This window comes from Cyanobium sp. LEGE 06143, assembly GCF_015207535.1.
Taxonomy (GTDB): domain Bacteria; phylum Cyanobacteriota; class Cyanobacteriia; order PCC-6307; family Cyanobiaceae; genus NIES-981.
In genome coordinates this window covers 1-21,422 of the sequence record NZ_JADEWP010000014.1, presented here as the reverse complement: position 1 = coordinate 21,422, position 21,422 = coordinate 1, and the positions used below count along the sequence as shown (strand labels likewise).

The window sequence follows — 21,422 nt, the reverse complement described above, 5'->3', positions numbered from 1 at the left end:
GGGTGGCGAAGAGCTTGTCGGCGGCGAGCACCGGCTCCGTTCCCTCCGCCCGGCTGAGGGCGTTGAGCAGGGAACTCTTGCCGGCGTTGGTGTAACCCACCAGGGCCAATCGTTTGAGGGCCTGCCTTCCGCTCCGCAACCTGGCCCGGTGGGCCTCCAGCTGACGCACATCCCGTTGCAGGCGCTCGATCCGCCGGGCGATGGCGCGGCGATCCTTCTCCAGCTGGGTTTCGCCCGGCCCCCGGGTGCCGATGCCACCCCCCTGGCGCGAGAGGCTGCGGCCGCGCCCGCTGAGCCGGGGCAGGCGGTAGCGCAGCTGGGCCAGTTCCACCTGGAGGCGCCCGGCCGCACTGGCCGCCCTCTGGGCGAAAATGTCCAGGATCAGCTCGCTGCGATCGCTGATCGGCAGGTCCAGCAGGCGCTCCAGGTTGCGCGCCTGCAGTGGGCTCAGCTCCCGATCCGTCACCACCAGGCTGGCCCCCAGGCGCCGGGCTTCCAGGGCGGCCTCCGCCAGCTTCCCCTCGCCCCACACGGTGTGGGGCGAGACCTGGCTGCGGCGTTGCTCCACCAGCCCCACGGGCAGGGCGCCGGCGCTGCGCACCAGCCCCTCCAGTTCGCCGATCAGCCGCTGGGCGGCGGCCCGGTCGCCCGGCGTGAGGGCCAGCAGCAGCACCCGTTCCTGGCCGCCGGTGCTCCGCACCGTTGCGAGCTCGGCGGCAGTGCTGCCCGGCTCGCCCGTGGACTGGGCCCAGAGGCCGGGGTCGATGGCGCAGAGGGCGCCCAGCTCCCCCAGTTGTTCGCTGCTCCAGGGTTGGCCCTGCTGGCCGCTGGGGACGAACAGGGCGCCCTTCCAGTGGCCCCCAGCCTCGGCCTGGTCGCCGTAGCGCAGCCAGAGCTGGGGTTGGAGGTCGAGCCCCACTACCCCTTCCTGGTTGCCAGGGTCCAGATGGCGGGCCCGGCCGCAGCAGGTGAGCAGCCGCAGGGCGCGGCCCTGGCGCCGCTGGGAGCCCGGCAGCTTCTCCAGCAGCTGGCCCGACTGCTCCAGCGGGCCCACCCAGAGCAGCCGGCACAGCCCACGCCCATCCACCACCAAGGTGAGCGGCAGGTTCAACTCCCGACTCTCGGCCGCCAACCGCTGCAGGCAGAGCAGCTCGGCAACGCCATCCTCCGGGTGCCGCCGGTGGCAGAGCTGCTCCAGCCGCCGCCGCTGGGCGGGCCTCAGCCCCACGGTCCGCCCCGAGAGCACCCCCTGTCTCACGGTCGTTGCACCCGCACACAGCGCAGTCCCGCCGCGGCGGCGGCCGCTTCGTCGTCGTGGCTGTCGCCCACGTGCCACACGGCTGAGCCAGGCAATGCCAGCTGCTCCAGGGCCAGCAGCAGCGGCGCGGGCTCCGGTTTGGCGGCCCCCACGGCACTCGACACCACCACGGGGTGCAGCCAGCTTCGGAGCCCGAGCTGCTCCAGCAGGGGCTCCAGGCGGCTGTCGAAGTTGCTCACCACCGCCAGCTTCAGGCCCTGTCCGTGCCAGCGCTGCAGCAGGGCTGGCACTTCGGGATAGGGCTGCCAGAGGCCGGCATCGGCAAAGCAGTGGAACAGCTCCGGCCCCAGCTCTGCGGGGGGGCGCTCCACCCCCACGGCCTCCAGGGTGGCGTTCACCCGTGCCGTCCACCAATCCTGCTCGGCCTGGCGCAGGGCAGCGCCCTGAAGCGAGGGGAAGGCCAGGGGCGGCGCAGCCGCAAACACCGTTCGGAAAGCCGCGTTCAGGGCCTCAGCATCGAGGCTCAGCCCATGGCGGCAGGCCGCCTCGGCGTAGGTGTGCCCCACGGACCGGCGCAGGCCGATCAGGGTGCCCATGGCATCGAGCAACAGGCCCCGCGGGCGCTCAGCTGCCATGCATGGCCGCGGCTGCAGGCCTCCAGTCGGCCAGCCAGCCGGCGGCCACCCGCAGCTGGTGGCTGCGGCCGGGCAGCCGGGTGAGGTAGGCGAGGCGACGCAACTGGAAGGCGGCCGGGCCGGCGAGGGTCACCCCGCCCCCCACCAGGCTGGCGTCGCCCATGCCCAGGCTCATCATCTCGCCCAGGTCGCGGAACCCGAAGGGCTCCAGCGGTTCCCCAGCCCTGGCGCGCACCAGGTTGGCGGCGAGGCAGGTGGCCTGCTGAAAGGCCACCTGGGCGTTGGCCGGCAGGTCGTTCTCACCGCTCTTCACGCAGGCGATATCCCCCGCCGCAAACAGGTCGGTGTAGCCCTGCAAGCGCAGGGTGTCGTCACACAGCAATCGGCCGCGGCGGTCGCTCGTCGGCGCCGGTTCAATCGTCGGCGGCTGGAAGGCCAGGCCTGCGGTCCAGATCGTGGCCTGCACGGCCAGGGTTTCGGCTCCGGTGGGCCCCTCCAGCTCCAGTCGGCTGGCTCCCACCTCCCGCACCCGGGTGTGGGTACGGAGCCGCACGTCGCGCAGCTGCAGGGCCCGCACCGCCTGCTCCCGGTTGAAGGCCTTGGCCTGCTGCAGCGGCTCGCCGGCCTGCTCGATCAGCTCCACCAGGGCTGTGCCGCCCAGCAGGTCGGACAGCTTGCAGGCCAGCTCCACGCCGCTCGGGCCTGCCCCCACAATCGCCAGCCGCTGCAGGGGGCGCTGCTGGGCGCGCAGTTGCTGCACCAGCTGTTGCAGGTGCTCGACATCGTCGAGGCTGCGGAAGCTGAGGGCATGGGCCTCCACCCCTGGAATGCCAAAGCTGCTGGTGTCTCCTCCGGTGGCCAGCACCAGCTGGCCGAAGTCCAGGCGGCGGCCGCCGCGGGTGGTCACCTGTCGGGCCGTGCTGTCGATGTGGGTCACCCGATCGCGCATCCAGGCAATCCCCTTGCTGGCCAGCAAGGCGTCGTAGCGGGGCGCGATCTCCCAGCCGCGCAGCTCGCCGCTCAGCAACTCATAGAGAAGCGGCAGGAACAGGAAGCGATCGTTCGGCTCGAGCAGCAGCACCGGCGGCGGTTGCCGCTGCTCGGCGAGAGCCAGGGCGGTGTACAGACCGGCGAAGCCCCCACCCACGATCAGCACCGGGCCACTGGCCTGGGCGGCAGGGCGCTGCTGGGAGGTCACGGTGGTGGCCGTCATGGCTCGGTAGGGGGGCGCCCACACACGGCCGGAACCCTAACCAGTGCTCTGGCCCAGGAGCGATGATGAGCCGATGGTGATTGCACAGGCCCCAACCCTGCCCACCGACCGCAACGGCCAGGTGGTGTCTCTGGAGCCGTCCCGGCGCTGTCTGGTGGGGCTGTCCCCCATGGAACAGCTGGCCTGGGCGCTGGACATGTTCGGCGACGGCTTCGCCATCACCACCAGTTTCGGCATCCAATCGTCCGTGCTGTTGCACATGGTGAGTGCCCTGGGGCAGCAGCGCCATGTGCAGGTGCCCGTGATCTGGGTTGACACCGGCTATCTCCCCGCCGAGACCTACCTCTATGCCGAACAGCTCCTCGGGCTGCTCAGCATCGACCTGCACGTGGCCCAGGCCAGCCTCAGCCCCGCCCGCATGGAGGCCCTGCACGGCCGTCTCTGGGAGACAGGCCGGGTGGAGGACATGGAGACCTACCACCGCATCCGCAAGGTCGAGCCCCTGGACCAGGCCCTGCAGCAGCTCGCAGTGGCCTGCTGGGCCAGCGGAGTGCGCGGATCCCAGACCGAGCACCGCCGCGGCATGGACGTGCTCGACGCCGTGCGCAACCGCTGGGCCCTGCGGCCCCTGCTCCAGTGGAGCAACCGCGACGTGTACTACTACATGGAGAAGCATCAGCTGCCCCAGCACCCCCTCTTTGCCCAGGGCTATTCCAGCGTCGGTGACTGGCACTCCAGTGGTCCTGACGACGGCTCCAGCCCTGGTCGTTCCAGCCGCTTCGGTGGGCTTCAGCAGGAGTGCGGCATCCATCTGCCCGGGTTGATGGGTGAGGGCATCTGATCCGGCGGAGGAGGCGCCAGGCCTCTGGCTGCTGATCGGCAACAGCCGCTGGCACTGGGCCCGCGGCAGCCTGGATCAGTGGCGCTGCTGGAGTGTTGCCCCCGGAGCCGAGGCGGGTCCGGGCCACGCGCCAACGGCCTGGGCGGCCGTGGGTCCCGTGGCGGCCCAGCCAGCACTGGATCCCACCACGCGGCTGGGTCTGAAGCAGGTGCCGCTCGTTGCGGCGCCCCCCTGGCTGGGCGTCGATCGGGCCCTGGTCGGCTGGCAGGCCTGGCAGCAGAGCGCTGGGCCGGTGCTGGTGGCCGACGCCGGCACGGCCCTGAGCCTCACCCGTGTGGGGGGTGACGGGCGTTTCGCCGGCGGCCGGATCCTCGCCGGAGCGGCGCTCCAGTGGCGGGCCCTGGCCGCCGCAACGGCCCAGCTGCCCACCCTGCCGGCCAGCTGCGGCCAGCTCCCTGCGGATCCCTGGCCCCATGACACCGCTGAGGCGATCCGCTCAGGTGTGCTGCGCGGCCTGGCCGCGGCTGTGGAGCTGGCCTGGCGGGAGGCCTGCCAGCTCTCGCCTGGCTGCTCGCTCTGGATCACCGGCGGCGATGGAGCTGAACTCGCCGCCCTGCTGGGCCGTGACGCTGAGCCGGATCTGGCGCTGCGGGCCCTGGCCCGGCTCAGGCCAGCCCCAGGTCGCTGAGGATGGTGTCGGCCATGCTGTCGGCCTTCACCTTGGTGTAGATCCGCTCCAGCTTGCCTTCGGCATCGATCACGAAGGTGTGCCGCATCATGCCCATGTATTCCCGGCCCATGAAGGTCTTGAGGCCGTAGCTCTCGTAGGCCGTGGCCACGGGGCAGGGCTCGGCGTCGCTGAGCAGGGGGAAGGGCAGGGTGTACTTGGCGATGAACTTGGTGTGGCTGGCCGCGCCGTCCTTGCTGATTCCCAGCACGGCGATGCCGTGGTCGGCGAAGGCGCTCCACTGGTCGCGGAAGTTGCAGGCTTCCTTGGTGCAGCCCGGGGTGTCGTCCTTTGGATAGAAGTACACCACCACCCTCTGGCCCCTGAGGCTCTCCAGGCTCACGGGTGTGCCGTTCTGGTCGGGCAGGGTGAAATCCGGGGCGGCATCGCCGATCGCGAGGACCATCGTGCAGGCAACAGACAGTCGGGAGAGATTACGGGCTCGCCCCGATAGGAGGTGGCTCGGTGGTCCGCGGTGCCAGGCCGCTTGGAGCGAGGGTGTCGGTTTGTTGACGCGTCTTGCGCCTTGCGGGCAAGGGTGGCAGCGAAGGCTACTTTGATGAATGAATTGACTCAACTCTCGTGATCAAGAGCCTGTTGGCCGGACTGTTCGTTGGTGCGGCCCTGACTTCTTCCGCCCTGCCCGTTTCAGCTGCTGTTGACAACGATCTGCCTGTTCGCTGGAACTCTGGTGGTGCCGTGTGGTCGACCAACCAGGGCGCTGTGGACACTTACCTGGAAACCGGCGACGTCACCGACCGCGGCCTCCAGGGTGGCCTCCAGAACTCCGGCTGGACGGCCGATGAGGTGCGTGACGGCATGAAGAAGACCTACGACGTGGACCTGGTCGGCGTCACCCGCTTCCTCTACTCCGATGACGGCGTCAAGTTCCTCAAGAACCAGTCCACCAGCTACTTCCCGTACTGGAGCATGAACACCTACGCCGTGCAGGCGCTGCGCTCGGCGATCATCGAGGACGCCCGCGACGGCGAAATCTCCTCGGCCGGCATCATGACCGCCCTGCCCACCGACATGCGCCTGGCTGATTTCTGCGGCACCTACACCGGCGCCCAGAACGTCTGCGCCGAGGGACGTTGCCAGGGTGATGCCCAGTGCACCTCCCTGCTCTCCTGGTATGTGTTCCTGCCGGCCTGCATCCAGGCCAACCAGATGGCCGACCCCGTGGCCGAAGTGCGCACCACGGCTCCCGCCCCCGCTCCGATGGCTCAGCCCATGCCCATCCGCGGCCTCTGGTGAGTCCGGGCCCCAGGGCCTGCTTCAAGTGCTTCTTTCAGCCCCGGGTTACCCCCGGGGCTTTTGATGTTCAAACGCCCTGGGGTGCCTCCACCAGCAGCAGGGTGTGGCTGAGGGTCTGGGGCAGCGGCCGCCCCAGGTTCTGGCGCAGCAGCGTGGCCATCGTCTCCAGGGCCGCCGCCGCGCCGGCCGCACCCAGTTGCGCCCGCAGGCCCTCGCGGTAGCGGCTCTCAGGCGCCAGCCAGCGCTCGATGCGGCCGCTGTCCAGGCTGAGCTGGAGGGCCTCGTCCCAGCACTCCCGGCCGACGCTCGCTCCGTGCTCCTGCAGGATCTCCTCCACCGCTGCGAGGGGGGGCTGGCTGGGGGCCAGGGCCTGCCGTTCGGCGCTGACGATCCTGGCCAGTGCTGCCGGTGGGGCCCCGCTGGGCCAGCTGCGCTGCAGTGCCTCCGCCGGCCCCAGCCGTGGCTGGCTGAACAGCAGCCTGCCCTGGCCACCGGCGCTGAGCAAGGGCACCAGGGCTCCGATCCAGTCGGCCAGCACCGGAGCGCTGGCCTGCCGCCAGGGATGGCGCGCCGCGATCCACTCGAAACGCCCCGAGGCCCCGGCGCCGAGGGCCTGCMSYMGGSCTSYKSRGKGRTSGSNCGKCRCCASMAGRWTCWCSRSGCSGSKCASGKYMTNCGRGCNCSTRMAGCWGSGNCKCSGRGCCNCTYSMGWWCKKYCWCGCTKSSCANCSGYSAKNAYSWYCSSGMMSWMRKRGGYSGMCKYSWKCGSRTMNAGGNGCCNNCRCRGCRGGSASWSSGYCNTCCAGCACCAGCACCCGGTCGTGACGCTGCCAGCGTGCCCCTGCCCAGAACCGTCGCCGCAGCTGATCCAGGCGGGCGCCCTCGGCCCCGGCCTGCCGCTGCAGCCAGCGCTCCAGCTGAGGGTCCTCCGGACTGCCGCTGAGGATCTCGCCCCCCTCGGCTGCGTTCTCAGCGGCGGCGGCGAGCTGGGCGGCACGGCGCTGCTGCAGTCGCTGCCGCCGCCCCCCTTCCCAGCCGAGGCCCCCGGGCTGCCAGAACAGCTGTCCCTGGAGGCTGTCCGGCAGGTATTGCTGCGCCACCCAGTGCTCCGCGTAGGCGTGGGGATAGCGGTAGCCGATGCCGTCTCCGAAGGCCTCGCCATCGCGGTTGCCATCGCGCAGATGGGCTGGCACCTGCTGGCGGTTGGCCTGGCGCACGCACTTGAGGGCGTCAAAAAAACCCAGCACGCTGTTGCTCTTCTCGGTGGAGGCCAGGTAGAGCGCGGCCTGGGCCAGGGGATAGAGGCCCTCGGGCAGGCCTACCCGCTCGAAGGCGGCGGCGCAGGCCTCCACCACCACCACTGCCTGGGGATCGGCCAGACCCACGTCTTCCCCGGCCGCGATCAGCATGCGCCGGAAGATGAAGCGGGGGTTTTCCCCCGCCTCCACCATCCGGGCCAGCCAGAACAGGGCCGCATCGGCGTCGCTGCCGCGCAGTGCCTTGATGAAGGCGCTGATCGTGTCGAAGTGGGCATCCCCCTGCTTGTCGTAGAGCACGGCGCGCTGCTGGATCGACTCCTCCACGATCGCCAGATCGATCGGGATCGTCCCCTCGGGTCCTGGCGGGGTGGTCTCCACCGCCAGTTCGAGGGCATTGAGCAGGCTGCGGGCGTCGCCACCGGCCACATCCACCAGGTGATCGGCGGCCTCGGGGCTGAGCTGCACCGCCAGATGGCCATAGCCTTGCTCAGGATCGCGGAGCGCCCGCTCCAGCAACTGCCGCAGCTGGGGGGCCTCCAGCGGCTGCAGTCGAAACAACCGCGAGCGGCTCACCAGGGCCTTGTTCACCTCGAAGTAGGGGTTTTCGGTGGTGGCGCCGATCAGGGTCACCGTGCCGTTCTCCACCCAGGGCAGCAGCGCGTCCTGCTGGGCGGTGTTGAAGCGGTGCACCTCGTCCACGAACAACAGGGTGCGCAGGCCGTGCTGATCGAGTCGGCGGCGGGCTTCCTCCACGGCGCTGCGCAGGTCCTTCACTCCCGAGAGCACGGCATTGAGGCTGGTGAAGTGGGCGCGGGTGCTGCCGGCGATGATCCGCGCCAGGGTGGTTTTGCCAGTGCCGGGGGGGCCGTGCAGGATCAGGTTGCCCACCCGGTCGGCGGCGATGGCCCGCCGCAGCAGCCGCCCGGGCCCCAGGATCGCCTCCTGGCCCACGAACTCCTCCAGGGCCCGAGGGCGCAGGCGATCAGCGAGCGGCGCCAGGGCCCGGCGCTGCTGCTCACCGTGATGGCTGAACAGGTCGCTCAAAGGGTGCTGCGGCAAGGGTGCGCTGTGGACGATCCTGGCGCCTGTCCCGGCGGCAGGCATCCGTCACCGCCATCCTCCAGACTGTGAAGCAGTGGCTTGGGCTTCTTTTGCGGGAACGGCATGGGGCCCGGGGAGCTGTGGTGCTGGTGCTCTCCTCCACGGGCGTGATCTTTGCGGGCTGTGCCCAGCCACCGCCGCCGCCACCCCGGGTGGTTGGGGTGGCCGCTGTGCCAGTGGAGTCGGCGCCCTTCCAGGACACCGTCGACACCATTGGCACCCTGGAGGCCCTAGAGGAGGTGTCCCTGGCCACCCGTGCCACGGGCCGTATCGACCGCCTGCTGGTGCGGGAGGGGCAACTGGTCCAGCAGGGCCAGCCGATCCTGCAGCTTGACCAGACCCAGGCCCGCGCCGACCTCGCCGCCAGCAGCGAGAACCGCGACAACCTCTGCATCGATTTCCGCCGCTTCGACTTCCTGGCTGCCAAGGGGGCGGCCAGTGCGCTGCAGCGCGACAGCTTCAAGGCCCGCTGCCTTCAGGCCAACGAGGAGGTCAAGGCCCGCCAGGCCGACCTCGCCTTCAGCAACCTGCAGGCACCGATCGCCGGCGTGGTCAGTGATCTGGAGGTGCGGCAGGGGGATGTGGTGCAGGCCGGCACCCCCTTCACCAAGGTGATCCGCAACGACAGGCTGCTGATGCGGATCGACATCCCGGCGGTGCAGTCGGCCCGGGTGCGGGTGGGCCAGGCCGTCACCGTGCGCCGCCCCGATGCCAGTGGCACCCTCGTGCGGGGCCGGATTGACTTCATCGATCCTGTGGTCACCTCCTCCAGCCAGGGCCTGCTGGTGAAGGCGGCGCTGCCCAATCCCACCGGCACCCTGCGCACCGGCCTGCGTCTCCAGACCCTGGTGGAGCTGGACCGTCAGACCCTGCCGGCGGTTCCCTTCGCGGCCGTCACCCAGTCGTCCGGCCAGAGCTTCGTGTATCGCCTCGGGACCCTCAGCGACCTGCGCCGCCAGCCCGGCAAAGCCCCCCTGGAAGAGCTGAGCAAGCTGCCGCCCAGCACCCGCTTCGCCCTCCAGACCCCCGTGCGGCTGGGCCCCCTCCAGAACAACCGCTATGCCGTTCTGGAGGGGGTCGGGCCCGGAGCTCAGGTGATCACCACCAACCTGCTGAACCTGCGCCATGGAACCCCGGTGAAGCTCAACTGAACCCCTGAGCTCCTGAACCCCTGAGCTTTCCGGACCTGCCGATCTTCCCCTGTGTCGCCCTCCAACTCCTTCATCGTTCGGCCGGTGCTCACCACGGTGTGCAGCCTGATCATCGTGATCGCCGGCTTGATCTCGATCCCCGTGCTGCCGATCGAGAACCTGCCTGATATCGCGCCGCCCACGGTGAACGTGGAGTCCACCTACGGAGGTGCGGATGCCATCACGGTGGAACAAGGCGTCACGAATGTGCTGGAGCAACAGATCAATGGGGTGGAGGGGATGGATTTCATCAGCTCCAGCAGCTCCGCCGATGGCCGCAGTGAGATCACGGTGTCGTTCAACAGCGGCACGGATCCCGATATTAACCAGGTGAATGTTCAAAATAAGGTGTCTCTGGCTAACCCCTCATTGCCGGATGAGGTGCGTCAGTCTGGCGTGGTGGTGAACAAGGCTTCTAACCAAATTTTACTTGTCTACAATTTTGTAAGTGAGGATCCCGAGAAAATTGTCTACTCCGCTGAAACCATCAGTGGCTTGCTGGACCAGAACCTCACTGATGCGATCCGACGCGTTCCCGGAGTAGGGAATCTCACCTATTTTGGCGAACGTCGCCTGGCCTTCCGGCTCTGGCTTGATCCTGATAAACTTGCCGCCTTCGGGCTCACCTCCACTGATGTGGTCAATGCTCTGAATAGCCAGAACCGGCTGGTTCCGGCGGGCCAAGTAGGCGGAGAGCCCGCTCCCGCAGGGCAACAATTCACACTTACGGTGCAGCTCCAGGGCCGCCTGATCAGTGTTGAGGAATTCAATAGCATGATTGTGCGCACCACGCCTGAGGGAAGTGTAGTGCGGCTCAGGGACGTCGGTGAGGCCAGTCTGGGTGGGGAAAATTATGCTCTGAGGGCTACGGATATCAATGGTGTGCCGTCGATTGGTATGGCAGTTTACCAGCTCGGCGGCACCAATGCCTTGGAAACATCAGCGGGTATCGAGGAGGTGCTGGATGAGTTCCAAGCCACCATGCCGGTGGGCCTGAAGATGGAGAAGATCTATGACAGCACAGACTTCATCAATGCCTCGATTCAGGGGGTGGTGAACTCACTGCGCGATGCGGTGATGCTCGTTGTCCTGATCCTGTTTCTCTTTCTCCAGGACTGGAAAGCGACGCTGGTACCCGGCATTGCCATTCCGGTCGCCTTGATCGGCACCTTTGCCTTGGTGAATGCCTTCGGGTTCTCGCTCAACCAGCTCACCCTGTTCGGCTTGATTCTGGCCACCGGCCTGGTGGTGGATGATGCGATCACCGTGATCGAAGACACCTCCACCAAGAAAGCCGAAGGCAAGACGGCAGTGCAGGCAGCCATGGGAACCATGGATGAGCTGTTCTCGGCGGTGATTGCCACCTCGGTGGTGCTGTTTGCAGTGTTCCTGCCGGTGTTGTTCTTCCCCGGCGCCACCGGAGCGATCTACAAGCAGTTCGCCGCCACGATCATCTTCTCGGTGGCGATCTCCACCTTCAATGCGCTTACCTTCTCGCCGATGCTGGCGGCGCTGCTGCTGGCCCAGGAGGGTGAGCCCCCAGGGCGCCGCACCTATGCGATTGCTGGTGGGGCCATTGGCTTTGTCTACGGGGTGCTCAGTGCCGGCAGCGGCGTGTTCGGCACCTTGGTCGCCCTCGCGGTGGGCCTGGTGGTGGGCTACGCGCTGCGTCTGATCACGGGATTGCCCCTGCGCCTGCCGTTTGTGATCGGTGGTGCCGTGAGCGGGCTGCTGCTGGCCGGGGGAACCAGCCCGATCGTGGTCCTGCTGTTCACGGCCCTGGGCATCACGGTTGGCTGGTTCACTCCCGTGATCTTCCGGCGCTTCAACGGCTTCTACGCCGGCCTGGAACGTCGCTACCATGGCCTACTGGATTGGGTGCTGGGTCGTCGAGGCCTTGTGATGGCCGTGCTGGCGGGAGGCATCGTGCTCACGGGCGTGGCCTTCAGTGCCATCCCTGGCGGCTTCGTGCCGGTGGAAGATCAGGGCTATGCCATCGGGGTGCTGCAGGCGCCCGATGGCGGCTCCATTCAGGTCACTGAGAAGATCAATGCCAAGGTGGCCGCCATCCTGCGTCAGGAGAAGGACATCACGGCCGCCTCATTGTTCAGTGGCGCCAGTTTTGATGGCAATGCACCCAACAACGGCCTGTTCTTCTTCGGCACGCGCAACTGGAGCGAGAGGACCAGTCCGGATCAGTCGATGGAGGCGATTGTGGGGCGCCTGAACCGGCGCTTCGCCCAGGAGATCCAGGARGCCCGGGTGGTGGTGGTCGAGCCGCCGTCGATTCCGGGCTATGGCCAGTCCGGCGGCTTCGAGTTTCAGCTGCTCGATCGCAGCGGGGGGCGCTTTGATCTGCCGGAATTCTTTGCCGCGGCCGGCCAGATCATTCAGGCCGCCAACGCCGACCCCACCTTCAGCTCCGCACCACCGGTGCGCACCCAGTTCTCGCCGGCCGCCCCCCAGCTGGCCATCGATGTGGACAGGGATCGGCTGGCTTCCCTCGGGGTGGACTTCGGTGAGGCGATGCGCTCTTTCAGCATCAACTTCGGTGGCCTCTATGTGAACGACACCTTCCAGGAGGGCAAGGTGCGCCGCGTGTATGTGCAGGCCGATGAAACCAGTCGGGCCACCCCCGAGCGGCTCAAGGCCCTGTATGTACGCAACAGTTCAGGGGAACAGGTGCCGCTTTCGGAGTTCTTCACGGTGCGATCGATTGAGGGTCCCGCCGTGGTGCCCCACTTCAACCTCTACCGTTCGATCAAGATCGAAGGGCTGCCGGCGGCGGGAAAGAGTTCCGGCCAGGCCATCAACAGTATGCGCCAGATCTTTGAGGGCCAGTCCCTCCAGGGGTTGGGCTTTGACTGGACCGGTATCTCCCGGGAGGAGGTGAAGGCCGGAGCCCTGGCGGTGGTGATCTTCGCCCTCGGCATCCTGGTGGTGTACATGGTGCTCGCCGCCCAGTACGAGAGCTACGCCGATCCCCTGATCATCCTGATGACCGTGCCCACGGCCATGCTGGGAGCGCTGGTGTTCCTGGCCCTGCGTGGCGAGGTGCTCAACATCTATGCCCAGGTGGGGCTGGTGATGCTGATCGGCCTGGCGGCCAAGAACGGCATCCTCATCGTCGACCTGGCCAACCAGCGCATGGCCGCCGGCGCCAGTGCCCTGGAGGCGGCCAGGGATGCGGCTCGCTCCAGGCTGAGGCCGATCATCATGACGGCCATCTCCTCGCTGTTCGGCTTCCTGCCCCTGGTGGTGGCCAGTGGTGCCGGTGCCCGCAGCCAGGCCTCCCTCGGCACGGTGGTGTTCGGCGGTCTGCTGGTGGCCACCGTGCTCTCCCTGCTGGTGGTGCCGGTGTTCTATGTGGTTGTCAAGGCGCTGATGGGCGGCGATGCTGAGCCTGAGGCCGGGGCAGGGCCTGCCCCAGGGCTGCAACCCTGAAGCCCGAGCATGCCTGAGATCAATCCCAATCCCCAGCTCCCAACTCGGCGTCGTTCGCCGGGGATGAGTGGCCGCAAGGTTCTGATCGCCCTGGTGGTGGGTGTGGTGATCGGTGGCGCCATCGGCATCTTCATGGAATCGATCGTGGCCAACACGCCCAACAACATCGATCCAGAGGAGCTGCACTGGCTCCGCCGCCTTCTGGCTGCGGCCGGGGGCCTGAGCGGCCTGGCAATCGAATCCGTTCGCCAGCTGCAGACCGCCTGCACCGATCCTGCCTACCGGAATCGCAGGCGGCTGCGCCGCTGAGCGCGACGTCTCAGCAAAGAACAGGGCCAGGGGCGCCCCTCCCGACTACCTTTGGGCAGCTGCCAACCACCTGTGCTCCGCGTCACTGTTGCTGCTGTGGTGCTGTTGGGCAGTGCCTGCGCGGCGCGGCCTCCCCAGGCCCGCTCACCGCTGCAGGTGCAGGTGGCCACCCTGGGCAAGGACACCTTCACGCCTGCGATTGAGGTGATGAGCCGGCTGTCGTCCACCACGGATGTGGCCTTGCGACCTGAGGCCGAGGGACGGGTCGTCCGGATCCTGGCCACCCAGGGCCAGCGGGTTGAGGCCGGCCAGCCGATTTTGGTGCTCGACAACGCTCAGGAAACCGCCACCTTGGATGCGAGCCAGGCCGAAGCTCGCAAGAACCAGGTGAATGCGGAGCGCTACATCTTTCTGAATCAGCAGGGTGCGGTGTCCACCAAAGATCGGGATTTCTATGTCACCCAGGCGATTGAGAGTCGCGACCAGGTCAAGGTCCAGGCGGCCAACCTCGGTTACAAGGTGGTGCGGGCTCCCATTGCTGGTGAAATTGGTGATCTTGATTCCGTGAAACTCGGCGACTATGTGCGCAAGGGCCAGGCGATCACGGGCATTGTTGATAACCAGCGGCTCTGGACCCTGATGGATGTGCCTGCGATTCAGGCCTCCCGGGTCCGTCTGGGCCAGCAGGTGCAGTTGCGCACCCAAGGCAACCCGCCCGTCACCGCCACCGGCCGGGTGGTGTTCATCTCGCCATACTTCGGCGTCAGCGGCAGTAGCGCGTCCCCCAACACTGTGCTGGTGAAGGCGGAGTTCCCCAATTCCGCTGACCAGCTGAAAACCGGCCAGTTTGTGCAGAACCGGATCATCACCGAGGTGAGTCAGCAGCTGGCCGTCCCGGTGCAAGCCGTGTCGATGCAGGCCCAGCAGCCGTTTGTTTACCGCATTGAGCAACTGAGCACCATTCTGCCAAAGATCCGCGGCTCGAAAGACATTCCCGAGGCCACCCGCGAGCGGCTGGAGAAGCTGCCCCCCTCCACGACAGTGGTTGTGCAGACCGCCGTCAAGCTGGGGCCGCTGCAGGGCAACAGCTATCCGGTCTTGTCTGGTATCTCTGCAGGTGATCGGGTGGTGGTGAGCAATACAGCCCTGTTACGCAACGGCATGCCTGTCAGCATTGCTGCAGCCAGCTGAGGGTTCATGTCACTCTCAGATCGTTTCATCAAGCGGCCGGTCCTCACCACGGTTTGCAGCATCCTGATCGTGCTGATCGGGTTGATTGCGATTCCAACTCTGCCGATCGAGAATCTGCCGGCCATTGCGCCACCCCAGATTCAGGTCACGGCCACCTATGGAGGGGCCAACTCGCTGGTTACCGAGCAGGCTGTGACCAATGTGCTCGAGCAGCAGATCAACGGGGTGCCCAATGCAGCCTACATTTCCTCGCTTACGACGAACACCGGTCAGAGCACCGTGAATGTGTTCTTCGATGAGGGAACCGATATCAACATTGACCAAGTCAATGTGCAAAACAGGGTGTCCCTGGCAATGCCTCAATTGCCATCCCAGGTGTCCAACACCGGTGTGTCTGTTATTCAGACCACTCCTTCTATTCTTCTGGCTTATCAGGTTTCCTCCACAGAGGGGCAATTTGATGCTGCCTATCTGAATGGCCTGATCTACGAGCAGCTCTATTACCAGCTCGGCCGTGTTCCAGGAGTGGCCCAGGTCACCCTGTTTGGAGGCAGCAACCCAGCCTTCTGGTTGTTCGTGGACCCCGTCAGGCTGGCAGCCAATCAGCTCACCGCTGACCAGGTGGTGTCTGCTGTGCAGAGCCAGAACACGGTGGCGATCGGCGGGTTGGTGGGAGGGCCACCCGCCAGTGGTAATCAGGCCTTCACCTATCCCATCTTGGTGGAGAACAACGGCAATCTGGTTTCGGTTGATGATCTCAATCAACTGATCATCGGCCGGTCGCCCCAGGGCAATCTGTTGCGCCTCCAGGATGTGGGTGAGGCCAGGTATGGCTTCAACACCTTCGCTACCCAGGGCGTGGATATTGAGGCCCATCCTGCCATCACCATCGGCGTCTATCAGACGCCGGAGAGCAATGCCCTGCAGGTGTCCCAGGCGGTGGTGGCGTTGATGGCTGAATTCACTGACCGGTTGCCACCTGGTGTGATCCTCACCCAGATCTACGACGTGGGTCAGTTCATTGAGGCGGCTGTGGATGGTGTGGTGGATGCCCTCGGCCTGGCCATCGTGCTGGTGCTGGTGATCCTGTTTCTTTTCCTGCAGGATTGGCGCGCCACGGTGGTGCCGACCCTGGCCATCCCGATCTCCCTGGTGGGCACCTTCGCCTTCATCAAGGTGTTCGGCTTTTCGATCAACCAACTCACCCTGCTGGGGCTGGTGCTGGCCACCGGTCTGGTGGTGGATGACGCCATTGTGGTGATTGAGGCTGTGGCCAGGAACATCGAATCCGGGCTGCGACCCAGACAGGCCGCGCTGGAGTGCATGGGAGAGCTGATCGGCGCCCTGATCGCCACGGCCTTGGTGCTGATGGCTGTGTTTGTGCCTGTGGCGTTCTACCCAGGCGGCATCGGCATCATCTATCGACAGTTCGCGCTCACGATCGCCTTTTCGATCGCCATCTCCGCCTTCAATGCGCTCACCTTTTCGCCGATGCTGGCGGCCCTGGTGTTGCGCGCCGACAAGCCGCCGCAGCCGAGGGGATGGGGCTGGATCCTGGCTGGTGTGCTGGTGGGCCTGGCCTTCGGGCGTTTCAGTGCGGCCTCCTTCGGGCCGGGGGCCTACGTGGCCGGTGTGCTGGTGTTCGGCATTGCCGGCAGCCGGCTTGGGGCGATCTTTTCGCTGTTCAACAGCGGTTTCGCCCGCCTTGAGAAAGGCTATGCGGGGTTGATCGCCATCTTGATCCGTCGCCGCAGGCTCATCCTCGGGGCGTTGCTGGGGGGCATCGCCCTCACCGTGGTGGCCTTCGGCGCACTGCCCACGGCCTTCATCCCTGAGGAAGATCAGGGTTTCGGGTTGGGTTTTTACCAGCTCCAGAATGGAGCGTCCCTCAGTCAGACCCAGAAGCTGGGTGAACAGATCGCCGCCGTGCTCAAGCAGGAGGAGGATGTAACCAGCGCCGGCATCATCAGTGGTGCCGGCTTCAATGGCAGCAGCCCTGACCAGGGCCTCTTCTTCTTCGGACTCAGGCCACTCGAGGAGCGCTCCGGTACGGATCACAAAGCCCCTGCCATTGTGGATCGCCTCAATGCGAAGCTCTCCAAACTCAGCCTCGGCCTGGCACGGGCTGCCCAGCCGCCGGCGATTCCCGGCTTCTCGGCCCAGAGTGGCTTCTATTTTCAGTTCAACGATCTCTCCAACGGCTCCTACAGCTTCAATGAGCTCGATGGCCTGGCCCAGAAACTGGTGGCCAGCGGCCAGGGAAGTGGTTTCTTCTCCACTCTCTACACCCAGTTCATCCCCAGTGCACCGGCCTTTGGCCTCAAGATCGACCGCTCGATCATGGGCAGCCTGAACGTGGATTTCCAGCAGGCGATGCAGACGATTGCCGTGTTGGCCGGGGGTAACTTTTCAGGACTCACCTATGAAAGTGGCCAGGCGCGCAACATCTATGTGCAGGCCGATGCCGCCGGCCGCGGCGAGCTGGATGATGTGCTGAGTTACTACGTGCGCAGCGAGGATGGCGACCTGGTGCAGGTGTCTCAGTTCGCCACTAGTGAACTGACCAGCGCCCCCCCCGTGATCAGCCACTACAACCTCTACCGCACGATCCTGGTCCAGGGTGCAGAGGCCGTGGGAAAGAGTTCCGGGCAGGCACTGGCAGCCATCCAGAAGATCTTCACCAGGCTTGACTTCAACAACATCGGCTACGCCTTCACCGGTATTGCGGCGCTCCAGCTCTCAGCCGGTAACGCCAGTGTGCTGGTGTTCGGGCTTGGGGTGCTGATTGTGTATCTGGTGCTCTCCGCCCAGTACGAGAGCTATGTGACGCCCGTTGTGATCCTGATGACGGTGCCCCTGGCCATGCTCGGAGCCCTGGCCTTTCTGGCCCTGCGCTCGATCGATCTCAACATCTATGCCCAGGTGGGGCTGGTGACCCTGATCGGGCTGGCGGCCAAGAACGGCATCCTGATTGTGGAGGTGGCAGAGCTGCACCTGCAGGAAGGCATGGGGGCGGCGGAAGCGGCCATCGCCGCGGCTGAATCCCGGCTGCGCCCGATCCTGATGACGGCCATCGCGGCCCTGGCCGGCTTTCTGCCCCTGGTGCTGGCCAGCACGGCTGGAGCGAACAGTCAGCAGTCGCTGGGCACGGTGATCTTCGGCGGCTTGCTGGTCGCCACTGTGCTCTCGCTCGGGGTTGTGCCGCCCTTTTATGTCACGGTGAAAGGGTTGGAGCAGCGCTGGTTCGGCGGCCGCCGCGATGACGACGCGCCCCCCGAGGCGGAGGCCGGATCTGCGTTGGGGTGATCGCTGAGCTGATGATCGCTCAGGTGATCACCGTGGGCCGCTGCATGCCGGTGCGGCTGCGGATCTCAGCCAGCCCGTCGATGGCACGGATCAGGTCGCCCAGTGCCACCTGGGGATCCTGCTGCAGTTCCCCCCCCGGTGGCACGTAGCTCTCCAGATACACCCGCAGGGTGGCCCCCTTGGTGCCCGTCCCGGAGAGGCGCAACACCACGCGGCTGCCGTCATCGAGCAGCAGTCGCAGGCCCTGGCCGCCGCTCACGGAGCCATCCACCGGGTCGGTGTAGGCGAAGTCGTCGGCCAGCTGGATGCTGCGGCCGGCGAAGCCCTGGCCGAGTAGGGAGGGCTGCATCGCCTTGACCCGGCCGTAGAGCTCCTGGGCCGCCCCACTGTCCACGGCCTCATAGTCGTGGCGGGAGTAGTAGTGGCGCCCGAAGCGTGCCCAGTGGGCGGCCATGATCTCCGCCACCGAGCAGCGCCGGCTGGCCAGGATCTGCAACCAGAACAGCACGGCCCAGAGGCCATCCTTCTCCCGGATGTGGTGGCTGCCGGTGCCGAAACTCTCCTCGCCGCAGAGGGTGATCCGGCCGGCATCGAGCAGGTTGCCGAAGAACTTCCAGCCGGTGGGGGTCTCGAAGCAGTCGATGCCCAGCTCTTTGGCCACCACATCGGCGGCGCCGCTGGTGGGCATGGAGCGGGCCACCCCGGCCAGGCCGCCGGCGTAGCCCGGAGCCAGGCCGGCGTTGGCGGTGAGCACCGCCAGGCTGTCGCTGGGGTTCACGAAGCAGTGGTTGCCCAGGATCATGTTGCGGTCGCCGTCACCATCACAGGCGGCCCCGAAGCGGTAATCGTTTCCCTCAAGCAGCAGGGACGCCAGCTCATGGGCGTAGGTGAGGTTGGGATCCGGGTGGCCGCCGCCGAAATCCTCAAGCGGAACGCCATGGCGCACCGTGCCCGCCGGAGCCCCCAGCAGGCCCTCCAGGATGCGGCTGGCGTAGGGACCCGTGACCGCATGCATGGCATCGAAGGCCATCGGGAAATCTGAGCGCAGCAGAGCGGCAATGGCGTCGAAGTCGAACAGCTGCTGCATCAGGGCTGCATAGCCCTCGACGCCATCGATCACCTCCACCTGCAGGGCGCCGAGCGTCCACTGGCCAGGAGACTCGAGCCGCCGGGCGGGTTCGGTGTCGGCGCTGGCGGAGTCCTCGCTGGCGGAGTCTTCGCTGGACGCTTCGGCGATGCGATAGCCCTCCAGCCGCTGGGTCACCGCATAGATGGCGTCGGTGAGGGATTCGGGTGCCGGCCCGCCGTTGGCTCCGTTCAGCTTGACGCCGAAGTCCCCCTCGGGGCCGCCGGGGTTATGGCTGGCCGAGAGGATGATGCCGCCGATCGCCTGGCGTTCACGGATCAGGTGCGAGGCGGCCGGGGTCGAGAGAATCCCCTCCGTGGTGGTGATCACCCGGGCCAGGCCATGGGCGGCCGCCATGCGGCAGATCACCTCAATGGCGTGGCGGTTGCCGTAGCGACCGTCGCCCCCCAGCACCAGGGTGCCGCCCTCCACGCCTGGCAGCACCTGGAAGATGGCCTCGATGAAGCTCTCCAGGTAATGGGGAGTGGCAAATTGGCGGCTGCTCTTGCGCAGGCCGGAGGTGCCCGGTCGCTGGTCGCTGAACGGCTGGGCGAGGCGCACCTGCCGAACGTTGATGGCCATGGGGCACCGGTTGGGGGGCCACCAAACTACCGCTGGCCCCAGTGGCCGCCTGGGTCGTCCCCAATGCCTGACCCCGCCGTGCGTTCTGGCTAGGTTGGATGGATTGCCGACGATGCCTTCCATGGCTGTCCCTGCCTCCNCTGGCCGCCTSGCTTGCGGAGGCCCTGCCGCGCCTGCATGGCGTCCAGGGCGATCCGGCCCTGGACACCGTGATCGCGGCCCTCACCGGCGCCCTGGCGGAGGGTCAGCTGGAGCTGCTGCTGGCCGATCCCGAGCAGCGCCGGGCCGTGGCGGCCTCACCCCTGGCCAGCGACCCCTGGGGCCCCCTGGTGCTGGAGGGCGAGCGGCTGTTGTGGCGGCGTTGGCACGCCCAGCGCCAGCAGGTGCTGGAGGCCCTGATCCAGCGGGCCGGGCAGCCCTCCGCCCTGGCGGAGGTTGGGCCGGTTCCGGCCCTGGCCAGGCTCGACTCAGATCAGCAGCGGGCGGTGGCGGCGGTGCTGAATCACCGGCTCGTGCTGCTGGAAGGCGGCCCAGGCACCGGCAAGACCAGCACCGTGGCCGGGATGCTCGAGGCCGTGCGCGAGCGGAACGCCGGCGCCCGCATGCATCTGGCGGCACCCACCGGCAAGGCCGCGGCCCGGCTGCGGGCCAACCTGGCCCCCAGCGAGGCGGTGCCCTGCACCACGGTGCACCGCCTGCTGGAGAGCCAGGGGGAGCGCTTCGGACGCAACCGCCAGCACCCCCTGGAGCTGGATCTGCTGGTGATCGATGAGGTGTCGATGCTCGACCTGGCCCTGATGCAGGCGGTGCTGGAGGCGTTGCCGGCCCAGGCCGGCCTGGTGCTGGTGGGGGATGGCGCCCAGCTGCCGCCGGTGGGGCCGGGGCCGGTGCTGCTGGAGCTGCAGCGTGCCGACAGGCGGCAGGCCCTGGGGCCCGCGGCCGTGGAGCTGCGCACCACATACCGCAACGGCGGCGCCATCGCCGAGCTGGCGGCCAGCCTGCGACCCAGCCCTGGACCCAAGCCGGTGGACGCGGCGGCGCAGGGATCAGGCGACTGGCGTCATCTGATCCCCCAGCTGCGCCAGCTGCAGCCCGGGGCCAACCTGGCCTGGCGGCAGGCCTCTCCGCGGCGGTTGCCGGGGGAACTGCTGCAGCGGCTGCAGCGGCAGCAGCAGGAGCTGCGCCAGCTCTGCGACAGCACCAGGCCCGGCGACCAGCAGGCCGAGGCGCGGCTGCTGGCCCAGCTCGATGCCCTGCTGGTGCTCACGCCCGTGCGCCGCGGACGTTGGGGGGTGGAGGCGATCCATCGGGCCCTGCTGGGGGAGCGCCTGGAGCAACCCGTGCAGCAGTGGCCGCTCGGAACGCCGGTGCTCTGCCAGCAGAACCTGCCCGAACTGGGCCTGGCCAACGGCGATGTGGGGATCCTCACGCGGCCGGCAGCGGGGCAGGAGCCACGCCTGCTGTTCGGCGTGGGAGGCGGAGAGCATCTCTGGCTCCATCCCGCCCAACTGCCTGCACGGCAGCCTGCCCTGGCCCTCACGGTGCACAAGGCCCAGGGCAGTGAAGCCGAGGAGGTGTGGATCCTGATGCCGGACATGGGTCGCCCCAGCGACCGCTTGCTATACACCGCCCTCACCCGGGCCAGACAGCGGGCGGAGCTGATCACACCAGAGGGTGATAAAGTTTGATTTCACCCTTTTCTCAAGGGCAAGGCAGTTCTAAGGATTCTCAAGAACTCAAGGATTTCAAGGAGATCCGCGCCCCTTGGCGCAATCTCAACGGCAGCAAGGTCAACGGCTCCTCAGCCCATCGCCTCAGCGTCGTGCATGTCATCGACCGGCGGGAGCCCACAGCGACGACACCCCCTTGATGGTCCAGCGGTTCCCTCCATCTGGGCATCTGCCGTCCTGCGAAGAAGGATTCCACCAGGCCCTGGCCTGGACAGGTTCGATTGACTTCCGTGACTGAATCGTTCAGCGGCAC

At 67.3% G+C, this 21,422-nt stretch carries 14 protein-coding genes and 1 pseudogene; 9 read left to right on the top strand and 6 right to left on the bottom strand.

Translation table 11 applies throughout. The features are described from left to right. From hflX to IQ216_RS02265, 3 genes are all read right to left on the bottom strand, one after another. A partial coding sequence (gene hflX / locus IQ216_RS02275) for a GTPase HflX (protein ID WP_193814162.1) occupies positions 1-1,258 on the bottom strand: 1,258 nt, incomplete at its 3' end. Continuing rightward, on the bottom strand, positions 1,255-1,893 hold the full coding sequence (locus tag IQ216_RS02270) for an HAD-IA family hydrolase (protein ID WP_193814161.1): 639 nt from the start codon (positions 1,891-1,893) through the stop codon (positions 1,255-1,257). The genes hflX and IQ216_RS02270, both read right to left, overlap by 4 nt. After that, positions 1,883-3,106 (bottom strand): NAD(P)/FAD-dependent oxidoreductase, encoded by a 1,224-nt coding sequence (locus IQ216_RS02265; RefSeq protein ID WP_193814160.1) that lies wholly within the window; start codon positions 3,104-3,106, stop codon positions 1,883-1,885. Before IQ216_RS02265 ends, IQ216_RS02270 begins: the two co-directional genes overlap by 11 nt. 73 nt (positions 3,107-3,179) lie before the next feature. On the opposite strand from IQ216_RS02265, the gene IQ216_RS02260 reads away from it, so the two are divergent. Further along, the gene (locus tag IQ216_RS02260) at positions 3,180-3,947 is read left to right on the top strand and encodes a phosphoadenylyl-sulfate reductase (RefSeq protein WP_193814159.1); all 768 of its coding nucleotides are present in this window, start codon (positions 3,180-3,182) and stop codon (positions 3,945-3,947) included. Then, a complete protein-coding gene (locus IQ216_RS02255) occupies positions 3,934-4,635 on the top strand; it encodes a type III pantothenate kinase (protein WP_193814158.1) in 702 nt (233 codons plus the stop codon). The genes IQ216_RS02260 and IQ216_RS02255 overlap by 14 nt, the downstream gene beginning before the upstream one ends. Here the strand turns inward: IQ216_RS02255 and bcp are convergent. After that, positions 4,613-5,080, bottom strand: a complete 468-nt coding sequence (bcp, locus tag IQ216_RS02250) for a thioredoxin-dependent thiol peroxidase (protein ID WP_193814157.1) — start codon at positions 5,078-5,080, stop codon at positions 4,613-4,615. The genes IQ216_RS02255 and bcp overlap by 23 nt on opposite strands. Before the next feature lie 176 nt (positions 5,081-5,256). Here bcp and IQ216_RS02245 point away from each other — a divergent pair, with 176 nt between their 5' ends. Beyond that, positions 5,257-5,931 (top strand): alpha/beta hydrolase, encoded by a 675-nt coding sequence (locus IQ216_RS02245; RefSeq protein ID WP_186698524.1) that lies wholly within the window; start codon positions 5,257-5,259, stop codon positions 5,929-5,931. A 227-nt stretch (positions 5,932-6,158) separates the two neighbouring features. On the opposite strand, the pseudogene IQ216_RS02240 reads toward IQ216_RS02245, so the two are convergent. After that, positions 6,159-8,234, bottom strand: a pseudogene (locus IQ216_RS02240) (AAA family ATPase). Positions 8,235-8,380: 146 nt separating this feature from the next. Here IQ216_RS02240 and IQ216_RS02235 point away from each other — a divergent pair. The 5 genes from IQ216_RS02235 to IQ216_RS02215 all read left to right on the top strand — a co-directional run bounded on the left by IQ216_RS02235 (position 8,381) and on the right by IQ216_RS02215 (position 17,731). Beyond that, positions 8,381-9,442, top strand: coding sequence for an efflux RND transporter periplasmic adaptor subunit (locus tag IQ216_RS02235; RefSeq protein ID WP_370566574.1), 1,062 nt, complete (start codon positions 8,381-8,383; stop codon positions 9,440-9,442). A gap of 51 nt (positions 9,443-9,493) precedes the next feature. Next, entirely contained in the window at positions 9,494-12,925 is a 3,432-nt protein-coding gene (locus tag IQ216_RS02230; protein ID WP_193814155.1) for an efflux RND transporter permease subunit, read from the top strand. A 9-nt stretch (positions 12,926-12,934) separates the two neighbouring features. After that, positions 12,935-13,234, top strand: coding sequence for a hypothetical protein (locus IQ216_RS02225; protein WP_193814154.1), 300 nt, complete (start codon positions 12,935-12,937; stop codon positions 13,232-13,234). Between the two features lie 96 nt (positions 13,235-13,330). Then, the gene (locus IQ216_RS02220) at positions 13,331-14,425 is read left to right on the top strand and encodes an efflux RND transporter periplasmic adaptor subunit (RefSeq protein WP_370566575.1); all 1,095 of its coding nucleotides are present in this window, start codon (positions 13,331-13,333) and stop codon (positions 14,423-14,425) included. A 6-nt stretch (positions 14,426-14,431) separates the two neighbouring features. Further along, a complete protein-coding gene (locus IQ216_RS02215) occupies positions 14,432-17,731 on the top strand; it encodes an efflux RND transporter permease subunit (RefSeq protein WP_193814152.1) in 3,300 nt (1,099 codons plus the stop codon). Positions 17,732-17,750: 19 nt separating this feature from the next. Here IQ216_RS02215 and IQ216_RS02210 read toward each other — a convergent pair whose 3' ends face one another. Then, positions 17,751-19,439 carry an alpha-D-glucose phosphate-specific phosphoglucomutase gene (locus tag IQ216_RS02210; protein WP_193814151.1) on the bottom strand — a complete coding sequence of 563 codons (1,689 nt, stop codon included), beginning with the start codon at positions 19,437-19,439 and terminating at the stop codon, positions 17,751-17,753. A 98-nt stretch (positions 19,440-19,537) separates the two neighbouring features. Here IQ216_RS02210 and IQ216_RS02205 point away from each other — a divergent pair, with 98 nt between their 5' ends. Further along, a complete protein-coding gene (locus IQ216_RS02205) occupies positions 19,538-21,127 on the top strand; it encodes an ATP-dependent RecD-like DNA helicase (RefSeq protein WP_193814150.1) in 1,590 nt (529 codons plus the stop codon). The last annotated feature ends 295 nt before the right edge of the window (positions 21,128-21,422 follow it).